The 15,518-nt window shown below is 73.8% G+C and carries 1 protein-coding gene (only partly in view); it reads right to left on the bottom strand.

The genetic code is table 11. The features are described from left to right. On the bottom strand, window positions 1-15,518 hold the start of the coding sequence (locus ACIHCX_RS19640) for an SDR family NAD(P)-dependent oxidoreductase (protein WP_400031028.1). 16,279 nt of this gene lie to the left of the window's left edge; only the first 15,518 of its 31,797 coding nucleotides appear in the window; its start codon is at window positions 15,516-15,518; its stop codon lies beyond the left edge, outside the window.

Below are 15,518 nucleotides of genomic sequence, written 5' to 3'. Positions count from 1 at the left end.
TCACGGAAGGCACGGTCGGCGTCGATGTCGGCACCGGCGGCGTGGCCGAGGACCAGGGCAGCGCTCGCGCGGACCAGGTCGAGCAGCACCTCGTGGCGCTGCTCCCGGTCGAGCCGGGCGAGCCGCTGGACCAGTCCGGCGTCCGCGCCCTCGACGGCACCGGTCGCGGCCGCACGGCGCACGGGCGTGCGGATCAGTCCGCGCAGCAGGACCGGGATCTCGGGCCGACCCCGGAAGACGGCAAGGTCGAGACGGCTGGTGACGAGTGCGGCCTCGCCGGTGGTGAGGGCGGCGTCGAAGAGGGCGAGGCCCTGCTCGACCGTGATCAGCGGCATCCCGGACTCAGCCGCCCTGCGGACATCGCGCTCGTCGAGCCCGGCCGTCATGCCCGCGCCCTGCTGCCAGGGACCCCAGGCAAGGGACGTGGCAGGCAGACCGAGGGCCTGGCGGTGGGCGGTCAGGGCATCCAGGAAGGCGTTGCCGGCTGCGTAGTTGGCCTGCCCGGCACCGCCGAACACACCGGCGACGGAAGAAAACACCACGAATGCGTCCAGATCCAGGTGACGCGTCGCCTCATGGAGGTTCCAGGCGCCGTCCACCTTGGGCCGCAACACGTTGACGAGCCGTTCGCTGGTGAGCGAGTTGAGAACGCCGTCGTCGAGGACACCGGCCGTGTGGACGACTGCGGTGAGCGGGTGCTCCGCCGGGATCTCCGCGACCAGCGTGGCCACCGCGTCCCGGTCGGCGACATCACACGCCACCACCGAGACCTCGGCACCCAGGCCCTCCAGCTCCGTCACCAACTCGCCGACGCCCGCAGCGTCCGGGCCGGAACGGCTGGTCAGCAGCAGACGCCGCGTCCCACGCTCCGCGACCAGATGACGAGCCATCAGGCCGCCGAGGCCACCGGTGCCGCCCGTCACCAGCACCGTCCCCTCCGACGACCAGGCGACCTGGGCGGCAGGATCGGCGGTGGCACGGGCCAGACGGCCGGCAAGAGCACGACCAGCGCGCAGCGCGAGCTGCGGCTCGTCCAGGGCCAGGGCGCGCGCGAGGACGGAGTCGGAGGCCCCGTCAGCTTCCAGGTCGACCAAGCCGAAGGCGCCAGGGTTCTCGGTCTGCGCGGAACGGACCAGGCCCAGCACGGCAGCGGCGGCAAGGTCGGTCACCGGGGCGTCGTTTGTGGCGGCGGCACCGCGGGTGACGAGGACGAGACGAGAGCCGGTCAGTCGGTCCTCCGCCAGCCACTCCTGAAGAAGGGTGAGGGCGGCGGCGGTCCGGGTGTGCACGGCACCCGGCGTGTCATCGCCGTCGGAACGAGGCGTCAACGGAACCAACACAGCACCGGGAACCGGCGCATCGGCCGCGAGCAGATCGGCAAGCGTCGCATACCGCACAGCACCCTCGCCCACGGCATCGGCGAGCGCCTCGGTGTCCGGGCCCAGCAGGGCAGCCCCTGCGGAACCGGTGCCTTCCGGCAGCGGGACCGGGGTCCACTCCAGCCGGAAGAGCGCGTCGCGCAGCTGTCCGGCGTCACCGGCCAGCTGGTCCGCGTCGACCGGGCGGGCGAGCAGCCGGGCGATGGAGACCACGGGCCGGCCGGCCGGGTCGACAGCGGTCACGGATGCCGCGTTCGCACCCGCCGGAGCGAGCCGGACGCGCAGCGCGGTGGCACCCGAAGCGTGCAGGCTGACGCCCTCCCACGAGAACGGCAGACCACCGTCATCATCGGTGAGCAGCGCCGGATGCAGGGCCGCATCGAGCAGCGCCGGGTGCACGGCGAAACCGGCCGCGTCATCGATGCCCTCCTCGGGCAGCGCGACCTCGGCATACAGCGTCTCACCCGCGCTCCAAGCGGCGGTGAGCCCCTGGAAGAGTGGACCGTAGGCCAAGCCGCGAGCAACGAAGCGCTCGTAGCAGCCGTCGGTGTCAAGGGCCTCCGCACCGACAGGCGGCCACACACTCGCGTCGAAGTCGGCCTCGACGGCACTGCCGCCGGTCACCAACGTGCCGGTGGCGTGCAGCGTCCAGGCAGCGTCCGTGGCGCCCTCGGGGCGCGAGTGCACGGTGACGGTGCGTCGTCCACCATCGTCGGCGCCCCCCACACGGACCTGGAGCAGCACGGCGCCGCCCTGCGGCAGGGTCAACGGGCCAGCGAGGGTGAGTTCCTCGACCCGGTCGCAGCCGACCTCGTCACCCGCACGGATCGCAAGATCCAGGAAAGCGGTGCCCGGCAGCAGGACGGTGCCCAGGACGGCGTGGTCGGCGAGCCAGGGGTGCGACTGGAGGGAAAGACGACCGGTGAAGAGCACGCCTTCGCCCTCGGCCAGCTCCACCGAACCGTTGAGCAGCGGGTGTCCGGCGGCGGTGAGGCCGACGACCGTGGCGGCGGAGTGCGTGGCGCTGGGCCAGTAGGTGGCGTGCTGGAAGGCGTAGGTCGGCAGGTCGACGCGGGTGGCGCCGGTGCCGGCGAAGAAGGCGTTCCAGTCGAGCCGCAGGCCCGCCGTGTGCAGGACGGCGAGGGCGGTCAGGGCAGCGGTCTCTTCGTCACGGTCCTTGCGCAGGACCGGGATGGTGAGGGCGTCGTCGCCGGTCAGCGACTCCTGGGCCATCGCGGAGAGAACTCCATCAGGGCCCAGCTCCAAGAACGTGGTCACACCCTGCTCCACGAGCGTGGCCACCCCGTCGGCGAAGCGGACCGACTCACGAACGTGGCGTACCCAGTACTCGGGCGAGCACAACTCCTCAGCCGTGGCCAGGGAACCCGTCAGGTTCGACACCACCGGGATCTCCGGGGCGGCGTACGACAGTCCCTCGGCGACCACCCGAAACTCGTCCAGCATCGGGTCCATCAGCGGCGAGTGGAACGCATGCGACACCCGCAGCGCCGTCGCCTTGCGGCCCTCCGCCTCGAACCGCGCCGCAACCTCCAGCACGGCTCCTTCCTCACCCGAAACGGCCACCGAGGTAGGCCCGTTGACGGCGGCGACCGACACTACGTCGGTGAGGTACGGGATGACCTCGTCCTCCGTGGCCTGCACGGCCACCATCGCGCCGCCCGCCGGCAGCGCCTGCATCAGACGACCACGAGTCGCCACCAGACGAGCCGCGTCCTCCAACGAGAACACCCCAGCGACGTGCGCGGCAGCAATCTCACCGATGGAATGACCGGCCACGAAGTCCGGCGTCACACCCCACGACTCCACCAACCGGTAGAGAGCGACTTCGACCGCGAAGAGCGCGGGCTGAGTCCACCCGGTCTCATTCAGCAGACCGGCATCCTCACCCCACATCACCTCCCGCAGCGAACCACCCAACTCACCTTCCAGAACGGCGAGAACGGCATCCAGAGCCTCCGCGAACACCGGGAACCGGCCATACAGCTCACGCCCCATCCCGAGCCGCTGCGAACCCTGACCCGAGAACAACGCGGCACGACGGCCGGTCCGGGTGTGGCCGATAAGGGCGGTGGAGTCCACCTCGCCGTCGGCAAGGGCGGTCAGGGCGCGGAGGGCGTGCTCCCGGCCGGTGGCCAGGACGACGGCGCGGTGGTCGAACGCGGAACGGCTGGTCGCCAACGAGTGGCCCAGGTCGAGGGGGCGCAGCGCCGTGCGCTCGCGGACCGTGTCGAGCAGGCGGGCGGACTGGTCGCGCAGCGCCTCGGAGGACTTGCCGGAGAGGACCAGCGGGACGACGGCGGGCCGGGCATCGTCTGCTCCAGCCGCCTCCAGCTCCGGGTCGGCGACCGGCTGCTCCAGGATGACGTGGGCGTTGGTGCCGCTGATGCCGAAGGAGGAGACACCGGCACGGCGCACCCGGTCCGTCTCGGGCCACTCGGTCTGCTCGGTGAGCAGTTCGACGGTCCCGGCGCTCCAGTCGACGTGGGACGACGGGGCGTCCACATGCAGCGTGCGCGGCAGCACGCCGTGGCGCATCGCCATGACCATCTTGATGACACCGGCGACACCGGCCGCGGCCTGGGTGTGACCGATGTTCGACTTCAGCGAGCCGAGCCACAACGGCTGCTCGTCGGTGCGGTTCTGGCCGTAGGTGGCGATGAGCGCCTGGGCCTCGATCGGGTCACCCAGGGTCGTACCCGTGCCGTGCGCCTCGACCGCGTCCACGTCGCCGGTCGAGAGTCCACCGCTGGCGAGGGCCTGGCGGATGACGCGCTGCTGGGAGGGGCCGTTGGGGGCGGTGAGCCCATTGGAGGCGCCGTCCTGGTTGACGGCCGAACCACGCACAACCGCGAGGATCTGGTGGCCGTTGCGGATCGCGTCCGACTGCCGTTCCAGCAGGAGCATGCCGACGCCCTCGGACCAGCCGACACCGTCCGCCGACTCGGCGAACGCCTTGGAGCGGCCGTCGGCGGAGAGACCCCGCTGGCGGGAGAACTCGATGAAGGTGCTGGGCGTCGACATCACGGTGACACCGCCGGCAAGGGCGAGCGAGCACTCGCCCGACCGCAGTGCCTGGGCGGCCCAGTGCAGGGCGACCAGGGAGGACGAGCAGGCGGTGTCGACGGTGACCGCCGGGCCCTCGAAACCGAAGGTGTACGAGACGCGGCCGGAGGCGATGCTGCCCGCGCTGCCCTGGCCCTGGAAGCCCTCGAACTCCTTGCCGCCCAGCAGGCTGCCGTAGTCGTGGTACATGACGCCGGCGAAGACACCGGTGCGGCTGTCGCGGAGGCTGAGCGGGTCGATGCCGGCCCGCTCGATGGCCTCCCAGGAGGTCTCGAGGAGCAGGCGCTGCTGGGAGTCCGTCGCGAGCGCCTCGCGGGGGCTCATCCCGAAGAAGCCGGGGTCGAAGTCGCCCGCGTCGTGCAGGAATCCGCCGGAGCGGGTGTACGAGGTCCCGGAGTGCTCGGGGTCCGGGTGGTAGAGGCTGTCCACGTCCCAGCCGCGGTTGGCCGGGAAATCGGAGACGGCGTCCGTGCCCTCACTGACCAGGCGCCACAAGTCCTCGGGCGAGGTGACATCGCCCGGGAAGCGGCAGGCCATGCCGACGATCACGATCGGGTCGTCGTCGGTCGGCGGCAGGAGCGTGACGGGGGTGAGCGTCTCGGTTTCGGCGCCGAACAGCTCGGTGAGCAGGTGGTCGGCGAGCGCGGACAGGGTGGGGTGGTCGAAAACCATGGTGGCCGACAGGCGCAGGCCGGTGGCGGTGCGCAGGCGGTTGCGGAGTTCGACCGCGGTGAGGGAGTCGAAGCCGAGGTCACGGAAGGCACGGTCGGCGTCGATGTCGGATCCGGCGGCGTGCCCGAGGACCAGGGCGGCGCTCGTACGGACGAGGTCGAGCAGGGCCTCGTGGCGCTGCTCGCGGTCGAGTCCGGCGAGCCGCTGGACGAGTCCGGCGTCAGCACCGTCGGCGGCCCCGGTCGCGGCGGCGCGGCGCACGGGGGTACGGATCAGTCCGCGCAGCAGGGCCGGGATCTCGGGCCGGCCGCGGAAGGCGGCGAGGTCCAGGCGGCTGGTGACGAGAGCGGCCTCATCGGTGGTCAGGGCGGCGTCGAAGAGGGCGAGGCCCTGCTCGACGGTGATCAGCGGTATTCCGGACTCGGCGGCCCGGCGGATGTCCCGCTCGTCGAGCCCGGCCGTCATGCCCGCGCCCTGCTGCCAGGGGCCCCAGGCGAGGGAGACGGCGGGCAGTCCGAGGGCGTGGCGGTGGGCGGTGAGGGCGTCCAGGAAGGCGTTGGCGGCCGCGTAGTTGGCCTGACCGGCGCCGCCGAAGACACCGGCGACGGACGAGAACACCACGAACGCGTCCAGGTCGAGGTGACGCGTCGCCTCGTGGAGGTTCCAGGCGCCGTCCACCTTGGGCCGCAGCACCGTGGCAAGGCGCTCCTCGGTGAGCGAGTCGAGCACACCGTCGTCGAGGACACCGGCCGTGTGGACGACCGCGACCAGCGGGTGCTCCGCCGGAACCGCCGCCACCAGCGCGGTCACCGCGTCCCGGTCGGCGACATCGCAGGCCGCCACCGAGACCTCGGCACCCAACCCCTCCAGCTCCGCCACCAGGTCACCGGCGCCCGCGGCACCGAGACCGGAGCGGCTGGTCAGCAGCAGACGCCGCACCCCACGCTCCATGACCAGATGACGGGCCACCAGACCACCGAGGCCACCGGTACCACCCGTCACCAGCACCGTCGCCTCGGACGACCAGGCGACGCGGGTGGCGGAGTCGGCGGTGGCGCGGGTCAGACGGGCGGCGAGGGCACGGCCTCCGCGCAGCGCGAGCTGCGGCTCATCAAGGCCGAGGGCACGGACAAGGGCGAAATCGGAGGCACCGTCGGCGTCCAGATCCATGAACCCGAAGACACCGGGATTCTCGGTCTGCGCAGAGCGCACCAGGCCCACCAGGGCGGCAGCGGCGAGGTCGGTCACCGGCGCGTCGTCGGTGGCGACGGCACCGCGGGTGACGAGGACCAGACGAGAACCGTTGAACCGGTCCTCCGCCAGCCATTCCTGAAGGAGGGTCAGAGCGGCGGCGGTGCGGGTGTGCACGGCGCCCGGAGTGTCATCGGTGTCGGAGCCGGCCGTGAGCGGAACCAGTACGGCACCGGGGACCGGCGCGTCGGCCGCCAGCAGGTCGGCAAGGGTCGCATACCGGACGACGCCCTCTCCGAGGGCCTCGGCCAGCTCGTCGGTGTCCGGGCCGAGCAGGGCGAGGCTCTCGGCGGCCGTACCGTCGGGCAGCGGGACCGGGGTCCACTCCAGCCGGAAGAGCGCGTCCCGCAGGTGTTCGGCGTCGCCGGTCAGCTGGTCGGCCTCGACCGGGCGGGCGAGCAGCCGGGCGATGGAGACCACGGGCCGGCCGGCCGGGTCGGCGGCGGTCACGGACAGCGCGTTCGCACCCGCCGGGGCGAGGCGGACGCGCAGCGCGGTGGCGCCGGAGGCGTGCAGGCTGACGTTCTCCCAGGAGAACGGAAGGCCACCGTCGTCGTCGGTGAGCAGTGCGGGGTGCAGAGCGGCGTCGAGCAGCGCGGGGTGCACGGCGAAGCCGGCCGCGTCGTCGTGGCCCTCCTCGGGCAGCGCGATCTCGGCGTACAGCGCCTCGCCGGCCTTCCAGGCGGCGGTGAGGCCCTGGAAGAGCGGACCGTAGGCGAAGCCGTGGGCGGCGAAGCGCTCGTAGCAGCCCTCGGTGTCGAGGGCCTCCGCGCCGGCCGGCGGCCAGACGGTGGTGTCGAGGGCTGTGCCGGTGGCGGTGGTGTCGGACAGGGTGCCGGTGGCGTGCAGGGTCCAGACGCCGTCGGTGGCGTCCTCGGGGCGGGCGTGCACGGTGACGGTGCGCCGGCCGGCGTCGTCGGCGGCGCCCACGCGGACCTGGAGCAGCACGGCGCCGTCCTGCGGCAGGGTCAGCGGCGCGGCGAGGGTGAGGTCCTCGAGGTGACCGCAGCCGGCCTCGTCGCCCGCGCGGATCGCGAGGTCGAGGAGGGCGGTGCCGGGCAGCAGGACGGTGCCGTGGACGGCGTGGTCGGCGAGCCAGGGGTGGGTCTGGAGGGAGAGGCGACCGGTGAGCAGCACGCCTTCCCCGCCGGGGAGTTCCACGGCGGCGCCGAGCAGGGGGTGGGATGCGGAGCCGAGTCCGGCGGCGCGCATGTCGTGCGGATGTGCCGCTCGGGCGGCGGGCCAGAACCAGCGGTGCTGGAAGGCGTAGGTGGGCAGGTCGACGCGGGCGGCCCCGCCGACGGTGAGCGCGGAGGTCCAGTCGGCGTCGATGCCGAGGACGTACAGCCGCCACAGGGCGGTGACGAGGGCCTGCTCCTCGCTCCGGTCCTTGCGGAGCACGGGCACGGTGACGGCGCCCTCGGTGACGGACTGCTGCGCCATGGCGGACAGCACGCCGTCGGGGCCGAGCTCGACGAAGGTGGTGACGCCGTGTTCGCCGAGGGTGCCGACGCAGTCGGCGAACCGGACGACCTCGCGGACATGGCGCACCCAGTAGTCGGCCGAGCACAGCTCCTCGGCCGTGGCGAGGGCACCAGTCAGGTTCGACACCACCGGGATCGCCGGGGCGGTGAAGGTGAGTTCCTCGACGACGGCTCGGAAGTCGTCGAGCATCGGGGTCATCAGCGGCGAGTGGAAGGCGTGGCTGACGCGCAGCCGGCTGGTGCGCCGTCCCTGCTCGGTGAAGTGTTCGGCGACCGCGAGGGCGGCTGCCTCGGTGCCGGAGACGACCACGGACGACGGTCCGTTGACGGCGGCGAGGGAGACCTCGTCGGTGAGGTGCGGGAGGACCTCGTCCTCGGTGGCCTCGACGGCGATCATGGTGCCGCCCTCGGGCAGCGCCTGCATCAGGGCCGCGCGGGCGGCGACGAGACGGCAGGCGTCCTCCAGGGTGAGCACCCCGGCGATGTGCGCGGCGGCGATCTCACCGATGGAGTGGCCGGCCAGGTGGTCGGGCCGCAGCCCCCACGACTCCACCAGGCGGTAGAGGGCGACCTCGACGGCGAACAGGGCGGGCTGGGTCCACCCGGTCTCGTTCAGCTTTCCGGCGTCCTCACCCCACATCACCTCCCGCAGCGAACCGTCCAACTCGCCGTCCAGAACGGCGAGTACGGCGTCCAGGGCCTCGGTGAACACCGGGAACCGGCCGTACAGCTCACGGCCCATGCCGAGGCGCTGGGAGCCCTGTCCCGAGAACAGGAAAGCGGTGCGTCCTCCACGGGCGGTGCCGGTCAGCAGCGCGCTGTCGTCGGTCCCGGCGGCGAGGGCCGCGAGGGCACGCAGCGCCTCGGTGCGGTCGGCGCCGAGGACGGCGGCGCGGTGGTCGAAGACGGAGCGGCTGGTGAGCAGCGAGTACGCGATGTCGGCCGGGCGCGTCTCGGGGTGGGCCTCGACATGGGCCAGCAGTCGGGCGGCCTGGTCGCGCAGGGCCTCGGGGGACTTCGCGGACAGCGGCCAGGGGGCGGCCGGAAGTTCCTCGGCGGGGCCGCTCGGGGCGGCCGGGGCCGGGCCGGCGGCCGGCTGCTCGATGATGACGTGGGCGTTGGTGCCGCTGATACCGAAGGAGGAGACGGCGGCACGGCGCACCCGGTCGTTCTCGGGCCACTCGGTCTGCTCGGTGAGCAGTTCGACGGCTCCGGCGTCCCAGTCGACGTGCGAGGACGGGGCGTCCACATGCAGGGTCTGCGGGAGCACCCCGTGCCGCATCGACATGATCATCTTGATGACGCCTGCGACGCCCGCGGCGGCCTGGGTGTGGCCGATGTTCGACTTCACGGAGCCGAGCCACAGGGGCCGCTCCGGGTCACGGTCACGGCCGTAGGTGGCGATCAGCGCCTGGGCCTCGATGGGGTCGCCCAGGGTGGTGCCGGTGCCGTGCGCCTCGACGACGTCGACATCCTCGGGGGACAGTCCGCCGCTGGCGAGGGCCTGGCGGATGACCCGCTGCTGGGAGGGGCCGTTGGGGGCGGTGAGGCCGTTGGAGGCGCCGTCCTGGTTGACCGCGGAGCCGCGCAGCACGGCGAGGATCTCGTGGCCGTTGCGGAGCGCGTCGGACCGGCGCTCCAGGACGAGCATGCCGACGCCCTCGGACCAGGCGACACCGTCGGCGGCCTCGGCGAACGCCTTGGAGCGGCCGTCGGCGGCCAGGCCCCGCTGGCGGGAGAAGTCGACGAAGGTGCTGGGGGTCGACATCACGGTGACACCGCCGGCCAGGGCGAGCGTGCACTCCCCCGTGCGCAGCGCCTGGGCGGCGAGGTGCATGCCGACCAGGGAGGAGGAGCAGGCGGTGTCGACGGTGACCGCGGGACCCTCCAGGCCCAGGGTGTAGGACACACGGCCGGAGGCGACGCTGGGGGCGCTGCCGTTGCCGCGGAAGGCCTCGTACTCCTCGCCGGTGAGGATGGTGCCGTAGTCGTTGTACATGACGCCGGCGAAGACGCCGGTGCGGCTGCCGCGCAGGCTGTGCGGGTCGATGCCGGCCCGCTCGACGGCCTCCCAGGACAGTTCGAGCAGCAGGCGCTGCTGGGAGTCGGTGGAGAGCGCCTCGCGCGGGCTCATGCCGAAGAAGTCGGCGTCGAAGGAACCGGCGTCGTGCAGGAACCCGCCGGCGCGCACATAGGTGTGCCCCGGGCGGTCGGGGTCCGGGTCGTAGAGGTTGTCGACGTCCCAGCCGCGGTTGACGGGGAACGGTCCGGTGGCATCTGCGCCCTCGCTGACCAGGCGCCACAGGTCCTCGGGCGAGGTGACGCCACCCGGGTAGCGGCAGGCCATGCCGACGATGACGATCGGGTCGTCGGTGGTGGCCGGGAGGGCGCCCGCGGGGGTGGGCAGGGGTATGTCGTCGCCGGTGCCGAGGAGTTCGTCGCTCAGATGGTCGGCGAGCGCGTTCGGGGTCGGGTAGTCGAACACCATGGTCGCGGGCAGTCGCAGACCGGTGGCGGAGTTGAGGCCGTTGCGCAGTTCGACCGCGGTGAGCGAGTCGAAGCCGAGGTCCTGGAACTGGCGGGCCGCCTCCACCTGGCCGGCGTCGGCGTGGCCGAGGACCTGGGCGATCTGGGTGCGGACCAGGCCGAGGAGGGCCTCGCGGCGGGCGGCGGCGTCCAGTCCGGCCAGTTGCTGGGCGAGGCCGTCGGCGGTCACCGACACCTGGGCGGCGGCGCGGCGCACGGTGGTGCGGATCAGTCCGCGCAGCAGCGGCGCGATCTCGCCCTGGGTACGCAGCACGGCCAGGTCGAGGCGGACCGGCAACAGGGCGGGGCCGCCGGTGGCGAGGGCCGCGTCGAAGAGGGCGACGCCCTGCTCGACGGTGAGCGGGGGCATGCCGGAGCGGGCGATGCGTTCGACGTCGATGTCGGAGAGGGCACCGGTCATGCCGACGCTCTGGGTCCAGGGGCCCCAGGCGAGGGAGGTGGCGGGCAGGCCGAGGGAGTGGCGGTGGGCGGCGAGGGCGTCCAGGAAGGCGTTGCCGGCCGCGTAGTTGCCCTGTCCGGGGCTGCCGAGGGTGGCGGCGACGGACGAGAAGAGCACGAACGCGTCCAGGTCCAGGTCCCGGGTGAGCTCGTGCAGATGCCAGGCGGCGTCGGCCTTGGGCCGCAGCACGGTGTCGAGGCGCTCGGCGGTGAGAGAGCCGATGACACCGTCGTCGACCACGCCGGCGGTGTGCACGACCGCGCTCAGCGGGTGCGCGGCGGGCACCCGGGCGAGGAGGGCGGCGAGCGCCTCCCGGTCGGTGACGTCGCAGGCGGCGACGTCGACCGAGGCGCCGAGTGCGGTGAGTTCGTCGACGAGGGCGGGGGCGCCGTCGGCGGCCGGGCCGCGGCGGCTGGCGAGCAGCAGACGGCGGACGCCGCGTTCGGTGACGAGGTGGCGGGCGAGGACGCCGCCGAGTCCGCCGGTGCCGCCGGTGATCAGGACGGTGCCGTCCGGGTTCCAGTCGGCGCCGGCGTCGGGTGCGGGCACCCGGGCGAGCCGGGCGGTCAGTACGTCGGAGCCGCGTACGGCGAGGTCGGGTTCGTCGTACGCGGCGGCCAGGGCCGCCACCAGAGCCGCGGGCGCGGCGGGGGTGTCGGAGAGGTCGAGGAGGACGAAGCGGCCGGGGTTCTCGGTGCGGGCGGTGCGGATCAGACCGCCGGCCGCGGCGGCCGCCAGGTCACCGCCCGCGGTGGCGTCGCGGGTGACGAGGACGAGCCGGGCGTCGGCGAACCGGTCCTCGGTCAGCCAGTGCTGTGCCAGGCCGAGTACGGCGGCTGCGGTGGTGTGGGCGGCGTCGGCGGCCGGGGTGTCCTGGTCGCCGGGCAGGGCGGTGAGCACGGTCCCGGGCACCGGGGCGGGGTCCGCGGCCAGTGCGGCCAGGTCGGGGTGGGCGGTGACCTGGACGCCGCCGGCGCGCAGTGTGTCGGCGAGGCCGGCCGGGTCGGCGCCGACGAGGGCGACGGTCTCCGGGAGCTGCCCGGACGGGCTGCGCAGCGGGGTCCAGTCGACCTGGAAGAGGGAGTCGCGGTGGACGGCCCGGGCGGTGCCGGGGATGTCCTTGGGGACGGCGCGGGAGACCAGGGAGTCCACGGACAGGACGGTGCCGCCCGCGGTGTCGTACACGGCGATGGAGACGGTGTCCTCGCCCACGGAGGTGATCCGGGCGTGGACGGTGGTGGCGCCGGACGCGGCGAGGTGCACGCCCTCCCAGGCGAACGGCAGCCCGCCCCGGCTGATGGCGCCGAGGTCGTTGTAGGCGGCGGCGTGCTGGGCGGCGTCCAGGAGCGCGGGGTGCAGGCCGAAGTCGGCGGGGTCGGTGCCGGCGTTCTCGGAGAGCGCGACCTCGGCGAACACCTCGGTGCCGCGGCGCCAGGCGGCGCGCAGGGCGCGGAAGGCGGGCCCGTAGTCGAAGCCGAGTCCGGCCAGGCGCTCGTAGCAGCCGTCGAGGTCGACCTGTTCGGCGCCGGCGGGCGGCCAGACGGTGGCGTCGAAGGCGGCGTCCGGGGCGCCGGCGCCGGTGGTGAGGACACCGGTGGCGTGCTGCGACCAGGGCAGGTCGAAGCCGTCCTCGACGCGGGAGAAGATGCCGAGCGTGCGGCGGCCCGCGGGGTCGGGAGCGCCGACCCGGACCTGAAGCTGGACCGCGCCCCGCTCGGGGAGCACCAGCGGGGCGGCGAGGGTGAGTTCCTCGACGCGGTCGCAGCCGGCCTCGTCGCCCGCGCGGATGGCGAGTTCGACGAAGGCGGTGCCGGGCAGCAGGGCGCGGCCCTGGACGCCGTGGTCGGCGAGCCAGGGGTGGGAGTGGACGGAGAGCCTGCTGGTGAACAGGAACCCTTCGCCGTCGGCGAGTTCGACGGCGGCGCCGAGCAGCGGATGGTCGGCGGAGCCCAGTCCGGCGGCGGTGACGTCCTGGCCGGAGCGGCCCGCGGCCGGCCAGAACCGCTGGTTCTGGAAGGGGTAGGTGGGCAGGTCGGCGCGCCCGGCCCCGGCGCTGTCGAAGAGGCGGGCCCAGCGGACGGTGAGGCCGCGGACGTGCACCCGGGCGAGTCCGGTGAGGGCGGACTCCTCCTCGGGGCGGTCCTTGCGCAGCAGCGGGACGGCGGTGGTGCCCTCGGGCAGCGACTCCTGCGCCATCGCGGACAGCACGCCGTCGGGGCCGACTTCGAGGAGGGTGGTGACGCCGCGGCCGGCGAGGGTGGTGACGCCGTCGGCGAAGCGGACGGCCTCGCGGACGTGGCGGACCCAGTAGTCGGCGGTGCACAGGTCGGCGGGGTCGGCGATAGCGCCGGTCAGGTTGGAGACGACCGGGATGCGCGGCTCCTGGTAGGTGAGGCCCCGGGCGACGCTCCGGAACTCCTCCAGCATCGGGTCCATGAGCGGCGAGTGGAAGGCGTGGCTCACCCGCAGCCGGGTGGTCTTGCGGTCCTGCGCCTCGAAGTGCGCGGCGATCGCGGCGACTTCGTCCTCGTCACCGGCGACGACCACGGAGGACGGGCCGTTGACCGCCGCGACGGAGACGCGCTCCGTCAGATGCGGGGCGACCTCCTCCTCGGTGGCGCGCACCGCGAGCATCGCACCGCCCCGCGGCAGCTCCTGCATCAGGAAGGCGCGGGCGGCGACCAGCGCACACGCGTCCTCCAGCGACAGCACCCCGGCGACATGCGCGGCGGCGATCTCACCGATGGAGTGGCCGCCGACGTAGTCGGGGGTGACACCCAGGGAGGAGACGAGGCGATAGAGGGCGACCTCGACGGCGAACAGCGCGGGCTGGGTCCAGCCGGTCTCGTTGAGGAGTTCGGCGTCGGAGCCCCAGACGACCTCGCGCAGCGGGCGGTCGGTGTGGCGGTCGAGCAGGGCGGCTATCTCGTCGAAGGCCTCGGCGAACACCGGGAAGCGGGCGTGCAGTTCGCGGCCCATGCCGAGGCGCTGGGAGCCCTGTCCCGAGAACAGGACGGCCGAGGCGCCGTCGTCGACCGAGCCGTGGGCGATCTCGGTGGCGGCCGAGGCGTCGGTGCCGGCGCACAGCAGCACGGCCCGGTGCTCGAAGGTGGCGCGGCCGTCGGCGAGCGCGAGGCCGATGTCCAGCGGGTCGGCGCCGGGGTGGCTCTCGAGGTGGGCGGCGAGGCGCTCGCGCTGGACGTCGAGCGCGACGGCGGTGCGGCCGGACAGGGTCCAGGGGACGAGCGCGGGCCGGGCCGCGGGGTCCGGGGCGGGGCGCTCGGGCGCGGTGGGGGCCTGCTCCAGGATGAGGTGGGCGTTGGTGCCGCTGATGCCGAAGGAGGAGACACCGGCCCGGCGGGCGCGGCCGGTCTCGGGCCAGTCGACGGCCCGGTCGAGGAGTTCGACCGCACCTGCGGTCCAGTCGACATTGCTGGTCGGGCGCTCGGCGTGCAGGCTGCGGGGCAGCACGCCGTGCTGGATCGCCATGATCATCTTGATCACGCCGGCGGCGCCGGAGGCGGCCTGGGCGTGGCCGATGTTCGACTTGACGGAGCCGAGCAGCAGCGGCCGCTCACGGTTCTGGCCATAGGTGGCCAGCAGGGCCTGCGCCTCGATCGGGTCGCCGAGGGTGGTGCCGGTGCCGTGCGCCTCGACCGCGTCGACGTCCGCGCCGGCCAGGTGCGCGTTCTCCAGGGCGGCGCGGATGACGCGCTGCTGGGACGGGCCGTTGGGGGCGGTGAGGCCGTTGGAGGCGCCGTCCTGGTTGAGGGCGGAGCCGCGCAGCACCGCGAGGACCTTGCGGCCCTCGCGCTGGGCGTCGGACAGCCGCATCAGGATGAACAGGCCGGCGCCCTCGGCCCAGCCGGTGCCGTCGGCGTCGTCGGAGAACGGCTTGCAGCGGCCGTCGGCGGCCAGTCCGCTCTGCGAGGTGAACGCGATGAACGGGTGCGGCGTCGCCATCACGGACGCGCCGCCCGCCAGGGCCAGGGAGCACTCGCCGCCGCGCAGCGCCTGCGCGGCCAGGTGCAGGGAGACCAGCGAGGAGGAACAGCCGGTGTCGACGGTGACGGCCGGGCCCTCGGCGCCCAGGAAGTAGGAGAGCCGGCCGGAGATCACACTGGCGGCATGACCGGTGGTGGAGTACACCTCGGCGTCCTCGTCGGACGCCTTGATGACCTCTCCGTAGTCCTGTCCCGTGGTGCCCATGAACACGCCCGTGCGGCTGCCCCGCAGCGCGGAGGGGTCGATGCCGGCCCGCTCCAGTGCCTCCCAGGCGATCTCCAGGAGGATGCGCTGCTGCGGGTCCATGGCGACGGCCTCGCGGGGCGAGATGCCGAAGAACCCGGGGTCGAAGCCGGCGGCGTCGTCGAGGAAGCCGCCGACCTGGGCGAGGCTGCTGCCCTCGCCGCCGCCCGCCAGCCGGTCCAGGTCCCAGCCGCGGTCGGTCGGGAACGGACCGATGACGTCGCGGCCCTCGGCGACGAGCTCCCACAGGTCCTCGGGGGAGACGACGCCGCCGGGGAAGCGGCAGCCGATGCCGACGACCGCGATCGGCTCCGCCGCCGACGCGACCAGCTGCTCGTTCTGCTTGCGCAGCCGCTCGATCTCCTTCAGGGACGACCGCAGCGCCTCGACGTACTTGTTGGTGGACGTGCTCAT

Source organism: Streptomyces sp. NPDC052043 (assembly GCF_044548235.1).
GTDB lineage: Bacteria > Actinomycetota > Actinomycetes > Streptomycetales > Streptomycetaceae > Streptomyces.
The sequence above is the reverse complement of the archived record's forward strand: the minus strand, read 5'-3'. Positions and strand labels throughout refer to the sequence as shown.